The 14,254-nt window shown below is 70.4% G+C and carries 17 protein-coding genes; 14 read left to right on the top strand and 3 right to left on the bottom strand.

Features of this window, described 5'->3' with window-relative positions:
* Positions 1-15 precede the first annotated feature (15 nt).
* From K1T35_RS35165 to K1T35_RS49335, 3 genes are all read left to right on the top strand, one after another.
* The gene (locus K1T35_RS35165) at positions 16-234 is read left to right on the top strand and encodes a hypothetical protein (RefSeq protein WP_220256051.1); all 219 of its coding nucleotides are present in this window, start codon (positions 16-18) and stop codon (positions 232-234) included.
* A gap of 68 nt (positions 235-302) precedes the next feature.
* Entirely contained in the window at positions 303-440 is a 138-nt protein-coding gene (locus K1T35_RS49340; protein WP_255621069.1) for a hypothetical protein, read from the top strand.
* Positions 441-596, top strand: a complete 156-nt coding sequence (locus K1T35_RS49335; RefSeq protein ID WP_255621068.1) for an ATP-binding protein — start codon at positions 441-443, stop codon at positions 594-596.
* A gap of 53 nt (positions 597-649) precedes the next feature.
* Here K1T35_RS49335 and nac read toward each other — a convergent pair whose 3' ends face one another.
* Positions 650-1,582: a nitrogen assimilation transcriptional regulator NAC gene (nac, locus tag K1T35_RS35155; RefSeq protein ID WP_220256050.1), complete on the bottom strand. Its 933-nt coding sequence runs from the start codon at positions 1,580-1,582 to the stop codon at positions 650-652.
* A 266-nt stretch (positions 1,583-1,848) separates the two neighbouring features.
* On the opposite strand from nac, the gene K1T35_RS35150 reads away from it, so the two are divergent.
* The 7 genes from K1T35_RS35150 to K1T35_RS35120 are packed head-to-tail and all read left to right on the top strand — an operon-like array spanning position 1,849 to position 8,386.
* Entirely contained in the window at positions 1,849-2,625 is a 777-nt protein-coding gene (locus K1T35_RS35150; RefSeq protein ID WP_220256049.1) for a LamB/YcsF family protein, read from the top strand.
* The gene (locus K1T35_RS35145; RefSeq protein ID WP_220256048.1) at positions 2,622-3,332 is read left to right on the top strand and encodes an allophanate hydrolase subunit 1; all 711 of its coding nucleotides are present in this window, start codon (positions 2,622-2,624) and stop codon (positions 3,330-3,332) included. Before K1T35_RS35150 ends, K1T35_RS35145 begins: the two co-directional genes overlap by 4 nt.
* A complete protein-coding gene (locus tag K1T35_RS35140) occupies positions 3,325-4,344 on the top strand; it encodes a biotin-dependent carboxyltransferase family protein (RefSeq protein ID WP_220256047.1) in 1,020 nt (339 codons plus the stop codon). The genes K1T35_RS35145 and K1T35_RS35140 overlap by 8 nt, the downstream gene beginning before the upstream one ends.
* A 49-nt stretch (positions 4,345-4,393) precedes the next feature.
* Positions 4,394-5,701 (top strand): MFS transporter, encoded by a 1,308-nt coding sequence (locus tag K1T35_RS35135; protein WP_220256046.1) that lies wholly within the window; start codon positions 4,394-4,396, stop codon positions 5,699-5,701.
* Positions 5,702-5,727: 26 nt separating this feature from the next.
* Positions 5,728-6,471, top strand: a complete 744-nt coding sequence (locus K1T35_RS35130; protein ID WP_220256045.1) for an SDR family oxidoreductase — start codon at positions 5,728-5,730, stop codon at positions 6,469-6,471.
* 3 nt (positions 6,472-6,474) lie between these two features.
* Entirely contained in the window at positions 6,475-7,683 is a 1,209-nt protein-coding gene (locus K1T35_RS35125; protein WP_220256044.1) for an aspartate transaminase, read from the top strand.
* 28 nt (positions 7,684-7,711) lie between these two features.
* Positions 7,712-8,386, top strand: coding sequence for a 4-carboxy-4-hydroxy-2-oxoadipate aldolase/oxaloacetate decarboxylase (locus tag K1T35_RS35120; protein ID WP_220256043.1), 675 nt, complete (start codon positions 7,712-7,714; stop codon positions 8,384-8,386).
* Between the two features lie 276 nt (positions 8,387-8,662).
* Here the strand turns inward: K1T35_RS35120 and K1T35_RS49895 are convergent, their stop codons facing one another.
* A complete protein-coding gene (locus K1T35_RS49895) occupies positions 8,663-9,052 on the bottom strand; it encodes a hypothetical protein (RefSeq protein ID WP_370645195.1) in 390 nt (129 codons plus the stop codon).
* Positions 9,053-9,109: 57 nt separating this feature from the next.
* On the opposite strand from K1T35_RS49895, the gene K1T35_RS35110 reads away from it, so the two are divergent.
* Entirely contained in the window at positions 9,110-10,381 is a 1,272-nt protein-coding gene (locus K1T35_RS35110) for an alcohol dehydrogenase catalytic domain-containing protein (protein WP_220256041.1), read from the top strand.
* Positions 10,382-10,814: 433 nt separating this feature from the next.
* Entirely contained in the window at positions 10,815-11,144 is a 330-nt protein-coding gene (locus K1T35_RS35105; protein ID WP_370645530.1) for a site-specific integrase, read from the top strand.
* Here K1T35_RS35105 and K1T35_RS35100 read toward each other — a convergent pair whose 3' ends face one another.
* Positions 11,145-11,627, bottom strand: coding sequence for a hypothetical protein (locus tag K1T35_RS35100; RefSeq protein ID WP_220256039.1), 483 nt, complete (start codon positions 11,625-11,627; stop codon positions 11,145-11,147). It abuts the gene before it with no gap.
* Between K1T35_RS35100 and K1T35_RS35095 the strand changes: the two genes are divergently transcribed.
* Both K1T35_RS35095 and K1T35_RS35090 read left to right on the top strand, forming a co-directional pair.
* Entirely contained in the window at positions 11,626-11,979 is a 354-nt protein-coding gene (locus tag K1T35_RS35095; RefSeq protein WP_220256038.1) for a VOC family protein, read from the top strand. The genes K1T35_RS35100 and K1T35_RS35095 overlap by 2 nt on opposite strands.
* Before the next feature lie 593 nt (positions 11,980-12,572).
* Positions 12,573-13,970, top strand: a complete 1,398-nt coding sequence (locus tag K1T35_RS35090) for an FAD-binding oxidoreductase (RefSeq protein ID WP_255621067.1) — start codon at positions 12,573-12,575, stop codon at positions 13,968-13,970.
* Positions 13,971-14,254: the final 284 nt, after the last annotated feature.

Below are 14,254 nucleotides of genomic sequence, written 5' to 3'. Positions count from 1 at the left end.
AGGCGCAGGAGCACCTTGCTGTTTGCCGCTGCTCCTGTCGGCGGCCACCGCCAGCGCCTCGGCCGCCCGGTTCAGCGCGAACCGGTGCGTGATGATCGGCGAGACGTCGAGGCCGTCGCGCGTGGCGCGCAGCGCGTCGTCGACAACGCATGCAGCCGCGCTACTTCACCGGGGCCGCGGCGCGAGCACCAGAAATACGAATTCCTGGCGATCGACCGACCGCCGCACGCGTAGGCGACGCCGCTCGACGGAAGGCGACAGTTGTCCTACCTTGCGGTCCGCGGAGGAGGCACGAGTTCGTCATGACCACCACACCACGGCGGCGCGGTTTGACCGAACAGGCCGCCGACGCCGCCGTCGACCAGGCCTGCCGGATGCTGCGGCTGCCCACCATCCGCGCCGATTTCCCCGATGTGGCCGAGGCCGCCGCCCGCGAGTAGATGTCCTACCGCGGGTTCCTCGCCGAGTTGCTGATGGCCGAGTGCGACGACCGGGCCAGGCGCCGCTCGGAGCGGCGGATCAAGACCGCGGCGGTCCCGCGGGAGAAGTCGCTACGCACCTTCGAGTTCGAGGCCAACCCCCACGTCGACACCTAGCCGCAGGTCTTCGACCATGACCGGAATGGTGTCACGCGAACCGGCCAGATGGATCAGAGGCGGAGGAGGCCGTGCGTGTCCGCGAAATGGCCGAGGACACCCACGAGGAGGTCCCGCACGACGGTTGCCGGCTCGGACAGCGGTTGCTGATCCGAGCTGCACAGCGACAGCGTCAGGCGGAGCTCCGGGTCGATGATCGTCCGCGTGTGCAGCTCTGCGGCGTCGGGCAGGCTCGCGGCCACCGATGCGGGGAGGATCGTCGCGCCGAGCCCGCCACGGACTGCGCGGCCGAGGGTGAGGGTCGACTCGACCTCACCCACCACGACCGGCGAGCAGTCCGCGGTGAGCAGGGCGGCGTCGACGACCCGCCGCAGCGTGTGGACCGTGCTCGGGAGTAGGAGCGCGAGGCCGTCGAGGTCCGACACGGTGACAGTTTCAGTGACAGTTTCAGCGGGATCGGACATCGCATTGGCCTGCTCGACGAGGACGAGCGGTTCCTCGAGTACCGGGTCGAAGCTCACGCCGCGGATCGGACCGGTGCCGTACAGCAGCGCGAGGTCCATCCGCCCCGTCATGATCGCCTCGCTGAGTACCCCACCGAAGTTCTCGTTGAGGTGGAGCAGGACATCGGGGTAGCGGGTGCGCGTCGCGACGAGCAGCGGGAAGCCGAGGCGTGGGCCCGCGCTGAGCGGCGCCAGCCCGACGGAGACGTGCCCTGCGGGGAATCGTGCGGAGACCGCGACGTCGGCCTCGGCGAGCTCGAGCTGGCGAAGGATCCGCTGGGCGTGCCGGTAGAGGGCCTTGCCCGCTTCGGTGGGCACGACCCCGCGTTTGCTCCGGATGAGCAGCTGCTGGCCGAACTGCGTTTCCAGTCCGGAGACCTGCTGGCTCAGCGCGGGCTGGGCGATGTGCAGGATGTCCGCCGCCCGGGTGATCGAACCGGCGTCGACGATCTTCATGAAGGCCTGCAGTCTCCGGGTGTCCACCGGGTTCCCACCTCGCTCGCCGCGGCGCAGGCCCCGCCGGGGCCGCGAACGGCGAGTATAGGTGACCGGGCCCATCCATAACGCCAGTCGCAGGTCGTCAGAGCGAACGCCTATTTGTGCTGATCCGAATCGGCCCTTAGCGTCCTTCGACAACGCGGAACACGGCCGATGAATCGAATTCTGCGCCGATCCCTCGGGGAGTTAACCGCACCGAAACTCATTCGCGCACCAGTCGTATCGGACGTCACAGGAACAGGAGCCCGACCATGCCCCGTCGGATCGATCTCGTCGCCGACCTCGGTGAGGGTTTCGGTGCGTATCGGATGGGCGACGACGACGCGCTCCTGGAGATCGTGACCTCGGCGAACGTCGCGTGCGGCTTCCACGCGGGCGATCCGCGCATCATGGATGCGACCGTGGCGGCCTGCGTGGCACGCGGCGTCGCGGTTGGCGCGCATCCGAGCTTCCCCGACCTGGCCGGCTTCGGCCGCCGCGTGATGGACCTGACGGCCGACGAGGTGCGCACCGACGTCATCTACCAGGTGGGCGCCCTGGCCGGGTTCGCCGCCGCCCACGGCACCCGGGTCAGCCACGTCGCCCCGCACGGGAAACTCGGCAACCTGGTGGCCGTCCGCCGCGACTACGCCGAGGCGGTCGTGGCCGCCGTGCGCGCCGTCGACGCCGCGATGACCGTGCTGGCCCAGGACGGGGAGCTCGCCGACGGGGCACGGTCCGCGGGGCTCGCCGTCGGGACAGTCGGCATCGCCGACCGGGCCTACCGCGACGACGGCACCCTGGTCCCGCGCTCCGAGCCCGGTGCCGTGATCCACGACGAGGATGCGATCGCGGCCCGGACGGTCCGGATGGTGACGGAGGGACGCATTGCGTCGGTGACCGGACGGGACCTGGAGATCTCCTGCGACACGGTGCTCCTGCACGGGGACACCGCGGGAGCGGTTCGGCTGGCCGGGCGGATCCGCGCGGAGCTCGAAGCGGCGGGCGTGCTCATCGAGCCCCTGGGTGTGTGCGAGGCTGCCCGATGAGCCCCGATGCACCGCACGCCTCCGTCGCCGACTGCGGCGACTCGGCCGTCCAGGTCATCGCCGTCGGAGGTACGGCCGCTGGGCGCTGGGGGCTGGTCCACGGCCTCGCCGGCCGGCTTCGCGGCGACGGGTTCGGGTTGGTCCCGACCTACGATCGGCTGCTCGTCGAGTTCGACGGCCTGACCACCGACCACCAGCAGGTCCGGGCCGCGGTGGGCCGCGGCCTCGCCGCGCTCGCGCCGGGCGGCAGCGGAGCCGGGCGTCCACGCCGGTTCGTCGTGCCGGTGGTCTACGACGGCGAGCACGGACCCGACCTCGACCTCGTGGCCGAGCAGCAGGGTTGTACGCCCGAGGAGATCGTGGCCGTGCACTCGGGTGCGGAGTACGTCGTGCGCTGCCTGGGGGCCCCGGCCGGGGCGCCCATGATGGACGGGCCGCCGTTCCGGCTGCCGGTGCCGCGCCGCGGTTCGCCGCGGCCGCGCGTGCCGGCCGGCGCGGTGGCCGTCGCCGGACGGCAGGCCGTGGTGTCGGCGATGCCGGCGCCGGGTGGCTGGGCCGTCCTGGGTCGGACCCCCCTGCGGTTGCTCGACGTCGGAGCCGTCCCGCCCGCTGCCTACCGGCCCGGTGACCTCCTGCGATTCCGGCCGATCGACGTCGCGGAATGGGACCGCTTCGCCGGCACCCTCCTGGAGGCCTGCGATGGGTGAGCCACGGCTGACGCTGCTCCGTGCGGGCCTGACCACCGTGCAGGACCTGGGCCGTGCCGCGGGTGCCCGGCACGGCTTCCCCGTCGGAGGAGCACTCGACCAGTGCGCTGCCCGTACGGCGAACGTGCTGGCCGGCAACACCCAGGGCGCCCCTTTGCTGGAAAGCACTGCCACGGGCCTGACGTGCACACCGTCGGTCGACACGATCGTGGCCGTCGCCGGAGCCGCCGACCTGCTGACCGTCGACGGTCTGCCGTGCCCGGTCCGCGAGCCGGTGTCGGTCCGGGCCGGATCGCGGATCGTCGTCGCCGAGCCGCGGGCGGGCCTGCGCAGCTACCTCGCGGTGCACGGTGGCGTGGTCGCTCCGACCCTGCTCGGGAGCGTGGCGCCGGACCCCGTCCTGGGCTTCGGGCCGCGGCTGACCGACGGCGCTGCACTGGGTCTGCTCCGCGAGTTCCCCGCCGTCGATCATCCGCACCTGCGCCATCCCGCCTTCCGGGTCGGCGCCGGCAGCACCCACGGACCGCGGCGCGGCCCGGCGGTCGTGGAGGCCACCGACGGACCCGACATCGCCGAGTTCGGCGACACCGCGGAGCGGCTGTTCGAAGGCACCTTCGTCGTCGGTCCGCAGAGTGACGCCATCGGGCTGCGGATGACCGGGAACCTGCCCCGGCGCGTCGCCCGTGGCGAGCTGCTGTCGCGCGGTATGCCGATCGGTGCGGTCGAGGCCCCCGCCGGGGACGAGCTCGTCGTCCTGCACCGGGGGAGGGGGGTCACCGCCGGCTACCCGGTGCTCGCCGTCGTCACCGCGACCGGCCTCGATCTCCTGGGACAGGTCCGGCCCGGGGACGCCGTCCGCTTCCGCCGCACCACGGTCACCTCCGCCCTTGCCGAGCGCCGGCGACGGCAAGCCGGGATCGACGCGCTCGCCACCCGCGTCCGCGCCGCGTTCGCCGCCATCGGGCGTCCCCTCCCCGAGCCACCCGCCGCTGTCCGCCGTCCGGCGGCCTGACCAGTCCCCACCGCACGAGGCGATCCCCACGACCCACCCGGAGACGATCATGAGTTCGACGCAGGACGTGACCATCACGAAAGCGCCCGAAGCGGAGGTCCGGCGAGTCACGCTCGCCGGCTGCGTCGGAATCTTCGTGGAGCTCTACGACAACGGGATCTTCGGCTTCATGGCCGGGGTCCTGGCCGTCGTCTTCTTCCCGGACAACACCAACGGCCTGATCCTCGTGTTCGCCGGCTACGCCGTGTCGTTCGTCGTCCGCCCGTTGGGTGCCGTCGTCTGCGGTGTCCTCGGCGACCGGTTCGGTCGCCAGCGCATGCTCGTCTTCGTCATCATGCTCATCAGCGTCGCGACGGCGTTGATCGGCATGCTGCCGACCTACGCCGCCATCGGGTTCGCGGCACCTGCGCTGCTCATCCTGCTGCGATTCGCCCAGGGCTTCTCGGTCGGTGGCGAGGCGGCAGGTGCGATGACCTTCCTCGCCGAGCACGCCCTCGAGGGCAGGCGCGGGCGGACCACCAGCTACGCGCAGATCGCCTCGTTCCTCGCCCTTCTCACCGGCACGCTGGTGGCCGCCGGCCTCACCGCCGGGCTGGGACAGGCCGGGATGGAGGAGTGGGGCTGGCGGATCCCGTTCCTGCTCGCCGCTCCGATGGGGTTCATCGGCTGGTACATCCGCAGCCGCATCTCCGACACCCCGAACTTCTCGCGCCTGAAGGCCGAGGGCGGGCTGGCGAAGAACCCGCTCCGCGAGGCCTTCGCCTCCCGCGAGCACCGCAAGGCCATGCTCCTCGCCCTCTTCCTGCCGCTGATGAACGGATCGGGCTACTACGTCCTGTTCGCCTACATGCCGACCTTCATGAAGTCCTCGCTGGGCTTCACCATCGTGCAGGGCCTGCTCGTCACCGCGGTCAGCCTCGTCGCGATCTCGATCGCCATTCCGTACATGGGGTCGCTGTCGGATCGCATCGGCCGCAAGAAGGTCATGCAGGGTGCCGCGATCGCCATGGCGGTCGCCGGCATCCCCTGTTACGCGCTGATCGCCTCGGGCAACCTGGCCCTGGCCTGCATCGGCGCCGTCGTCATGGCCGTGATCTTCGCAGGGCACACGGGTGTCATCCACATCATGATCGTCGAGTTGTTCCCGACCCGGATCCGCTACTCCGCGTACGGCCTTGGCTACAACATCTCCTCCGCTCTCTTCGGCGGCGCGGCCCCGCTGCTCATGACCTGGCTCATCGCCGAGACCGGCAGCGTCTACATCCCGGCGATCTACGCCGTCGTCACCGCACTCGGCACCCTCGCCGCCCTGCACACCGTCACCGACCGCGCGCACCTGCCGCTGCGCGACGCCTGACCCCAGAAAGAGAGCGTGGTCCTTCCATGTCCTTCTCCGACTACCGCACGGCCCTCGTCACCGGGGCGTCCACCGGGATCGGCGCCTGCGTCGTCGAGCGCCTGGTCAAGCAGGGGCTGACGGTGCACGCCGTCGCCCGCAACGTCGAACGGCTCGCCGAGCTCGCCGAACGCACCGGGTGCGTCCCGCACGCGGTCGACATCACCGACACGGCCGCGCTCGAGCAGCTCACCGACGGCCTGCAGATCGACGTCCTGGTCAACAACGCCGGCGTATCCCGCCAGGGCACGATCCTCGACGCCGACGCTTTCGCAGTGGACGAGCAGATCGCGGTGAACATCCAGGCCGTGCTGCACCTCGTCCGGCTGCTGCTGCCCGGCATGGTCGAGCGGGATCTCGGTCATGTGGTCAACATCAGCTCGATCGCCGGGGTCTACAACTTCGGCGGCAACACGATCTACCACGCCACCAAGGCCGCCGTGCACACCCTGTCGCGGCAGTTGCGCGTCGACTCGTTCGGCCGGCGAGTCCGGGTCACCGAGATCTGCCCCGGGCGGGTCGAGACCGAGATCTTCGGCCGGCTGCTCGGCGACATGGAGGAGGCCCAGCGCAGGTTCTACGACGGCTACGAGTCGCTCACCCCGAGCGACATCGCCGACGCCATCGAGTACGCCGTCGGCACGCCGCGGCACGTCAACGTCGGGCACATCGAGATCCTGCCGACCTTCCAGGTCCCCGGCGGCCTGGAGTTCGAGCGCCGGGCGGACTGAGGCATGACACCGATCCGCACGTCCGCCCGAGTCGAGCGCATCCGCGTCTCGCCCAGCCTCGCCGCCGCCGCCCGGGCGCGCACGCTGGTGGCGGAGGGGCACGACATCCTCGACCTCACCGTCGGCGAGCCCGACTTCGACACCCCGCGGCACATCCGCGACGCCGCCGTCGCCGCCATCGACCGCGGCGAGACCCGCTACACCTCGGTGAACGGAACCCCCGCGCTCCGCTCGGCGATCATCGCGAAGCTGAAGCAGCGCACCGGGATCGGCTACACCGATGCGGAGATCACGGTCGGTGGCGGGGCCAAGCAGATCCTCTACCTCGCCTTCTCCGCCACCCTCGACCAGGGCGACGACGTCATCGTGCCGGCCCCCTACTGGGTGTCCTACCCGGACATGGTCCTGGCCAACGACGGCACCCCGGTCCTCGTCGAGTGCCCGGCCGCCGACGGGTTCCTGCTCACCCCCGAGAAGCTCGAGGCCGCCATCAGCCCCCGGACGCGATGGCTCGTGCTCAACACACCCAGCAACCCCACCGGCGCGGCCTACTCGAGAGCCCAGCTCAGCGTGCTCGCCGACGTGCTCCTGCGCCACCCGCACGTCGGAATACTGACCGACGAGATCTACGACGAGATCTGGTTCGCCGACCACGAGATCACCAGCATCGTCGGCGTCGAACCCCGCCTCGCCGACCGCACCCTCGTCGTCAACGGAGTCTCCAAGACCTACGCCATGACCGGGTGGCGGCTCGGCTACGCCGCCGGCCCCGAACCGCTGGTGGCAGCCATCAACAAGCTGCAGGGGCAGACCTCCTCGTGCCCGTCATCGATCAGCCAGGCCGCGGCCGTCGCGGCGCTCGAGGGCGACTCCGGACCCGTCCGGGACATGGTCGCGATCTACCGACGGCGCCGCGACCTGGCCGTCGAGCTCCTCAACGCGATTCCCGGGCTGGCCGTCGACCCCCCGTCCGGCGCGTTCTACCTCTTCCCGAGCTGCGCCGGGCTGCTGGGCCGTACGACCCCCGGCGGGGAGGTGCTCCGAACCGACGAGGACGTGGTGCTCCACCTTCTCGACAGCGCCGGCGTCGCCACCGTCCACGGCGGGGCCTACGGCCTCTCGCCCCATTTCCGGCTGTCGTTCGCGACCTCCGAGGAGGTCCTCGAACGCAGCTTCGCGCGCATCGCCCAGGTCGTCTCCGCCCTCACCTGAACCTCGTCCCACCGCGCTGGAGCTCTCGATGATTCATGTCCGCACGTCCGTCGACCGACCCGATCCCGTCCTGGTCAAGGAGCTCGGGCGCTTCTCCGCAGCGACCATCCACGAAGCCCAGGGGCGCATCGGCGCCCTCGACTCGCGACTCAAACCGGTCGACCCGGACATGGAGTTCTGCGGGCCGGCCTACACGGTCGTCTGCGCGCCACGCGACAACATCATGCTGCAGGTCGCCATCGCCTACGCCGCGGCCGGTGACGTCGTCGTGGCCTCGGCAGGCGAGTACACCGAGGCCGGCAGTTTCGGAGATGTGCTTGCCAACGCCTGTCTGGCCAAGGGGCTCGGCGGCCTGCTCACCGACAGCGGCGTCCGCGACACCCGCGAGCTGAAGGCACTCGGCTTCCCCGTCTTCTCCCGCTCGATCTGCATCAAGGGCACCGTCAAGGAGACCGTCGGGCCGATGAACGTCCCCGTGATCGTCGGTGGGGCCGAGATCCGGCCCGGTGACGTCGTACGCGGAGACGCCGACGGTGTCGTCGTCGTCCGGCGGGAGAGCCTCGCCGACGTCGTCCAGGCCGCGAAGGAACGCGAAGACGCGGAGGCGCGCTACATCGCCGAGTATCACGCCGGGCGCACTGTCCTCGAGGTCTCCCGTCTCCGTGAGGTCCTCGCCGCCAAGGGGTTGGTCATTGGCCCGTAAGCGATCGTGGCCTCGCTGATCGGCACGCAACAATGCGACGTCGAAATGGACCGTCCGGAACGGGTCGGGGGAGCCAGCCCTGGCCGCCGGCGCCGGGTCGTCGACGACCGGAACCGCCACCCCAGACTCTCCCTGACCCCGAAGAGGGCGTCGGAGTCCAGGTAAGGGCTGTCGTCGACGAATAGGTGCGCGGTGAGCGGCCGGAACCCGGTGCGGTGAGGCAGCGCTCTTGCTGGAGCGCCCGGGACACTTATCGAGGTTCGTGCCCGCCGCCGCCTACCTCGTAGCCGGCCACCGCGCAGCGCGTCCGAGGCGTCCGTCCGCTCGAGCCCGATCGCGAAGATCGCGTAGCGAGATCCACAAGCCGTTCGGCAGCTGAACGTGCCATAACGCCATGCCCTGGCAGCGCTTTGTGTTGCACACGGTCGCTCCGGCATCGTCAGCCCGGCCATACCGGTCCCCGCTCGCCAGTCGCACCGCGCCATCGGGGTCGACCGTGGCCTCATAGCGACTGCCGCGGTGCTCGGCTCGTAGGACGCTGCCTGCCACGACGACGCGGGCAGCAAATCGGCCAGCAACCGGGCGGCTCGTTCGCGGTCTCCGGCGATCGCGTGAGCGCCGGGCTGGCTCGGTGAGATCGAAGGCCTCGACCTCACCCTCAACCACCTTCGGCAGAAGCGATACGACCTGACTTGGCTCAAATTAGTGCGCACCTGTGGGGCCGTGGACGAGTGCGATACGAGCGGTGACTCGCCCAGGGGCATTGGGGTGCGGCGCCTGGCTGAGCGTGAGTCAGACCGGTGGTCGGGCCAGGGTTCGATCGCTGGCCAGCCCCGATGGTTGGCTCCAGTGGTGCGAACCCTGATGTATGTCCGTAAGCGGATCCTGGAGTGGCGCGAGGCGCCCGATCCGGTGCTCGAGGTGGACACCGACGCGCTCGTCCGGCCGTTTGCGGTAGCTCGGTGCGATCTGGACAACGCCTTCCTGCGCCACGATCTCGGTGTTCCGATTCGGATCGGCCACGGTGTCGGGCTGCTGGATCGCCGGTTGCTCGACGACCTCGGGCGCCGTCCGTTCACCGGTCCATTCCCGTTCGGGCACGAGTGCGTCGCCGAGGTGGTCCGGACCGGCGCGGCTGTCGCGTCGGTCGCGCCGGGAGATGTGGTGGTCGTGCCCTTTCAGATCTCCTGCGGTCGGTGCGCGTCCTGCGGTCGAGGTCTGACCGCGGCCTGCACCACCGACCGCCGTACCGCGATCTCGATGTACGGCCTCGGCGAGGCGGGCGGTGGGTGGGGCGGGGTGATGAGCGATCTGCTGCGGGTGCCGCACGCCGAGCACATGCTGCTCAGAGTGCCGGCCGGCGTTGACCCCGTCGCGCTGGCCAGCGCGAGCGACAACTTCCCGGACGGCTGGCGCGCGGTCGCCGGCCCGCTCGCCCGGAACCCGGGAGCACCGGTGCTCGTTCTCGGTGGCCGAGCCAAAAGCGTTGGGCTCTACGCCGCCGCGAGCGCGGTGGCACTCGGCGCCACCCAAGTCGACTACCTGGACACCAGCCTCGAGCGCTTGGACATCGCCGCCAAGCTCGGTGCCCGTCCGCTGCATCGCCGGACCGGCCGATACCAATCGCCCGGTCGCGACAGGCCGAGCACCCGCTACCCGATCGTGGTGGACGCCAGCGGTGAGCGGGGCGCGCTGGAGCACGCCGTGCGGTCACTGACCGCCGGCGGTGTATGCACCTCGGTGACGCCGTACTTCACCGCCGGGACCCGCCTGCCGCTGTGGACGATGTACGTCCAGCAGAGCAGCTTCGTCACAGGCCTGGCCAATGCCCGGGCCGAGTTGCCGGCGGTGCTGCGCGCTGTCGCCGAGGGCCGGCTCCGACCCGAGCTAGTCACCGGCCTGCTGGCCGACTGGGAAGACGCACCGTCAGCACTCTTGACACCAGTCGCCAAGGTCGTCGTGACAAGGCCTCGGGTCACCGGCGGCCGAGCTTGACCACATACGGGCGCTGATCAAACTCAGATCTGCTGGTTCATCGCGGTCCCGCACCGTACGCACGTACGCGGCCACTAGCGCCCTCGCAGCTCACTCGCGGGTCAAATTCTGCAGCTGTGTCTGAGCGATGCCGTCTGGTTCGATACGGCGCTGGTACTCGATATCGCGTGATCCACGCCGGGGCCCGTGCGCGATCTGCACCGCCGGTCGCCCCCGACCCGGTCCGCACCATGCGCACGTAGGCCACGACCTGGGTCGACGAGCCGAGCTTGGTGCGCACCTACAGCCCACCCACAGGGAGCGGCTGCGGCCGCCCGGCGGGCGTTGGCGGAAGCTGAGACCACCTTGCGACGGCTGCAGGCCGCCATCGAGGCTGGCGCGGATCCGGTGGCGCTGGTCGATCCGCTCAACCGTGCGCAGGAGCGCGTGATGGCTGCCCGCCTCGAACGCGATCCACTACCACACCCGCAACGGCGGATCGATCTCGCTGGCCCGTCGCTGGGACCACCACCAGCGCGAGCACAGCCCGCCCCTGCCGTTTCTGTTTCAGCACCAGGTCACCGTGCTTCGCCAGGGCTTCTCCGGCAACTGGGCGCCGAAGGAGCTGCGCCGAGTCTGCGACGAGCTCGCGCAGACCCACCCCGAGTTCTCCGGCGCCCGGTTCACCGCACACGACTTCCGTCGGATCTTTGCCACCGATCTGGTCAACAACGGTCTACCGATCCACATCGGCGCGGCGCTGCTCGGACACACCAGCCTGTAATCAACTCGCGGCTACGTCGCGGTCTTCGACGACGACGTCGTACGTCACTACCAGCAGTTCCTCGACCACCGCCGCCAGCTCCGGCCGACCGAGGAGTACCGCCCGACGACCGACCAGGAGTGGGCCGAGTTCGAGGAGCACTTCGACAAGCGCAAGGTCGAGCTCGGTGGCTGCGCCCGCCCCCACGGCACCTCGTGTTCTCATGAGCACGCCTGCATCCGCTGCCCCATGCTGCAGGTCAACCCGAAGATGCTGCCCCGACTCGATGAGCTCGAAGCCGACTTGCGCGCCCGCCGCGAACGCGCCCAGCAAGAGGGCTGGCTCGGTGAGATCGACGGCCTCGATCTCACCCTCAGCTACGTTCGGCAGAAGCGAGACGACGGACGGCGCCTGGTCCGGGCAGGCCCAGTGGAAATCGGTATGCCCGCGGGGCTCGGCGCCAGCCCCACCGGGGCCAGGTCTGGGTTCTAGGGTCCGCGACATGACTCTGAGGTGGGAGGCGGTCGTCGTCGACGCAGAAGACCCGAGTGCGCTCGGCCGTTGGTGGGCCGATGCCCTTGGCTGGGAGATCGACGCCGACGACACTTTCGGGATCGAGATCAGGCCTCGGCGCGAAGGCAACGCCGGGCCAGCACTCGTCTTCGTGCCCGGCCCTGCCAAGGTGGGCAAGAACAGGCTCCATCTCGACTTCCAGGCCTCGGACCAGCAGGCCGAGGTCGACCGCCTACTCGCTCTGGGTGCTCAGCGCGCAGACATCGGGCAGGGCCCGGTTCCCTGGGTTGTCCTATGCGATCCGGAGGGTAACGAATTCTGCGTGCTTGAGCCCCGTGGGTGACCCGCTCCGCCAACCCCGTCGGGCCCACGCAATTGAACATGACACGCTGACGAGATGGCGCTCGTTCACCTCGTGCAACACGGCGAGAAGGCAGAGGGACCTGACGACCCCGACCTCACGCCTCGCGGGCGCAGCTGGCTGTGTAGGTGTCAGTGGGAGGCGTTTGTTGCTGACTTCGGATGGCGGTTGGCGGCTTGAGGGCCCGTGAATGTCGATGAGATTTGAAGTCGCTCAGAAGCTGTGCCATATCCCCTCGGTCGGTGATCTCGGTCGAGGGGTAGGTCGTGGGAGAGCACCCAGCGCGCGATTCGGTCGAGATCGCGGTCGCTGTACTGATCGATGCGCAGCCCCGGGGGAACGGGTGGTCGTGGCGCCGAAACCGGGCCTCGCCGAGACCGGCGACCACGGCCGTGCGGATCGCCTCGGCGTCCTCCACGACTAGCACGCGCAGTCACGTCGGCCATGCTCCCGGTGCGCCGCACCACCCAGCCTGAAGATCGGCTGAGGGTGTGTGGGCCGGCTTCAGGTCGGCTTCAGGAACGGGCGGCAGCGTCGGTGGGGAAATCAGCCACATCCGCGAGGGGAGCAAGTAGATGAGCACCACGACGAACGCGATGAGCAGTTGGATCGATGCACTGCGTGCGGCGATGGATGGACAGGTGTTGCTCCCGGACGACCCGGACTACGACCGGGGCGCGCTGATCTGGAACGGCGCCATCGATCGATCGCCCGCGGTCGTCGCCCGCTGCGCCTCGGCGGCGGACGTGGCCGCGGCACTGCGGTGGGGCCAGGAGAACGGCCTCGACATCGCCGTGCGGGGAGGCGGTCACAGCGTCGCGGGCGCCGCGGTGATCGACGGCGGTATGACGATCGACCTCAGCCGGCTGACCGAGGTCGTCGTCGATCCGGTCGCGCGGCGGGCGCGCTGCGGTGGTGGCGCGACCCTCGCGAAGCTGGACGCGGCGTGCCAGGAGCACGGGCTCGCCGTCCCGGCCGGCACGGTCAGCCACACCGGCGTGGCCGGCCTGACGCTCGGCGGCGGCTTCGGCTGGCTGACCCCGATGGCCGGGCTGACCATCGACAACCTGATCTCGGCCGAGGTCGTCCTCGTCGACGGGCGGATCGTGCGGGCCAGTGCGCACGAGTGCCCCGACCTGTTCTGGGCGCTCCGCGGGGGCGGCGGCAACTTCGGCGTGGTCACCGAGTTCGAGTTCCAGCTGCACGCGGTGGGACCGATGGTTCACCTCGGGATGTTCTTCTTCGAGCTGGACCGGGCCGAGGAGGCGATCCGGCTCGGCCGGAAGTTCTTCGCCGACGGCCCGCGCAACGCAGGCGGGGCCATGGTGGGCATGAACGCGCCGCCGGCGCCGTTCGTCCCGGAGACGGCGCATTTCGCGCCCGGCGTCGCGCTCGTGGTGGCCGGGTTCGGCACAGCGGACGAGCACGCCGCCCTGATCGCATCGCTGAGGGAGGCGGGGCCGCTGTTCGAGTTCGTCACGCCCATGCCCTACGTCGCATTGCAGCAGATGCTCGACGAGGGCGCGCCGTGGGGCGTGCACTCCTATACCAAGGGCTTCTACCTGGACGAGCTTCCCGATCGGGCGATCGACGTAGTGGCGGCGGCCCTCCGGGCGAAGCCGTCGCCGATGTCGCAGGTGCTGCTGTTCCCGTTCGGCGGCGCGTTCGCCGACGTGCCCGACGAGGCCACGGCCTTCGGCGGGCGCCGCTCGGCGACGTACGCCCTGGTGATCGACGCCAACGTGCCCGACCCGCGGATGTTCGACGCCGAGCGGCAATGGGCGCGGTCCACGTGGGACGCGTTGCTCCCGTTCGCCGCCGGCGTCGGGAGCTACGTGAACATGATGAGCGAGTTCGATGAGGACAGGGTCCGCGCGTCGTACGGCGCGAAGTACGAGCGGCTGGCGCTCATCAAGACCGTGCACGACCCACGCAACGTCCTGCGCGCGAACGCGAACATCAAACCCGCCTGACAGGAATTCCACGGGCGCCGCGCGGCATTCTCCCGCGGCGTGCCCAAGCGCGACATTGATCGAGCGTCAGGTGGGCTCTGCGGGTGGGTGGGTCTCGGTGGCAGCCTCGGCCGGTCAGTTGGCGTCGTTGGGCGTGGACACGAGGCCACGCCCCCGATGCGGCTGGTGTCGGGTCACAGGAGTGCGGCCCATGGGTGCTATTGCCGGGCCCGCATCACGCGGCTTTGCTCGCCGAGATCGAGTTGCTAGCGCCGCCCCTGAGTGGCCTGAATCGCTGCGTTACT

It is taken from the genome of Pseudonocardia sp. DSM 110487 (assembly GCF_019468565.1).
Classification (GTDB): Bacteria; Actinomycetota; Actinomycetes; order Mycobacteriales; family Pseudonocardiaceae; genus Pseudonocardia.
This window is presented reverse-complemented; position numbering and strand designations above follow the sequence as displayed.

Bases quoted from the DNA above. Each gene is read 5' to 3' on its own strand.
- K1T35_RS35090 (WP_255621067.1), top strand. From the start codon at position 12,573: ATGAGCACCACGACGAACGCGATGAGCAGTTGGATCGATGCACTGCGT.
- K1T35_RS35145 (WP_220256048.1), top strand. From the start codon at position 2,622: ATGAGCCCCGATGCACCGCACGCCTCCGTCGCCGACTGCGGCGACTCG.
- K1T35_RS35125 (WP_220256044.1), top strand. From the start codon at position 6,475: ATGACACCGATCCGCACGTCCGCCCGAGTCGAGCGCATCCGCGTCTCG.
- K1T35_RS35130 (WP_220256045.1), top strand. From the start codon at position 5,728: ATGTCCTTCTCCGACTACCGCACGGCCCTCGTCACCGGGGCGTCCACC.
- K1T35_RS35135 (WP_220256046.1), top strand. From the start codon at position 4,394: ATGAGTTCGACGCAGGACGTGACCATCACGAAAGCGCCCGAAGCGGAG.
- K1T35_RS49335 (WP_255621068.1), top strand. From the start codon at position 441: ATGTCCTACCGCGGGTTCCTCGCCGAGTTGCTGATGGCCGAGTGCGAC.
- K1T35_RS35150 (WP_220256049.1), top strand. From the start codon at position 1,849: ATGCCCCGTCGGATCGATCTCGTCGCCGACCTCGGTGAGGGTTTCGGT.
- K1T35_RS49340 (WP_255621069.1), top strand. From the start codon at position 303: ATGACCACCACACCACGGCGGCGCGGTTTGACCGAACAGGCCGCCGAC.
- K1T35_RS35095 (WP_220256038.1), top strand. From the start codon at position 11,626: ATGACTCTGAGGTGGGAGGCGGTCGTCGTCGACGCAGAAGACCCGAGT.
- K1T35_RS35120 (WP_220256043.1), top strand. From the start codon at position 7,712: ATGATTCATGTCCGCACGTCCGTCGACCGACCCGATCCCGTCCTGGTC.
- K1T35_RS35100 (WP_220256039.1), bottom strand. From the start codon at position 11,627: ATGTCGCGGACCCTAGAACCCAGACCTGGCCCCGGTGGGGCTGGCGCC.
- K1T35_RS35140 (WP_220256047.1), top strand. From the start codon at position 3,325: ATGGGTGAGCCACGGCTGACGCTGCTCCGTGCGGGCCTGACCACCGTG.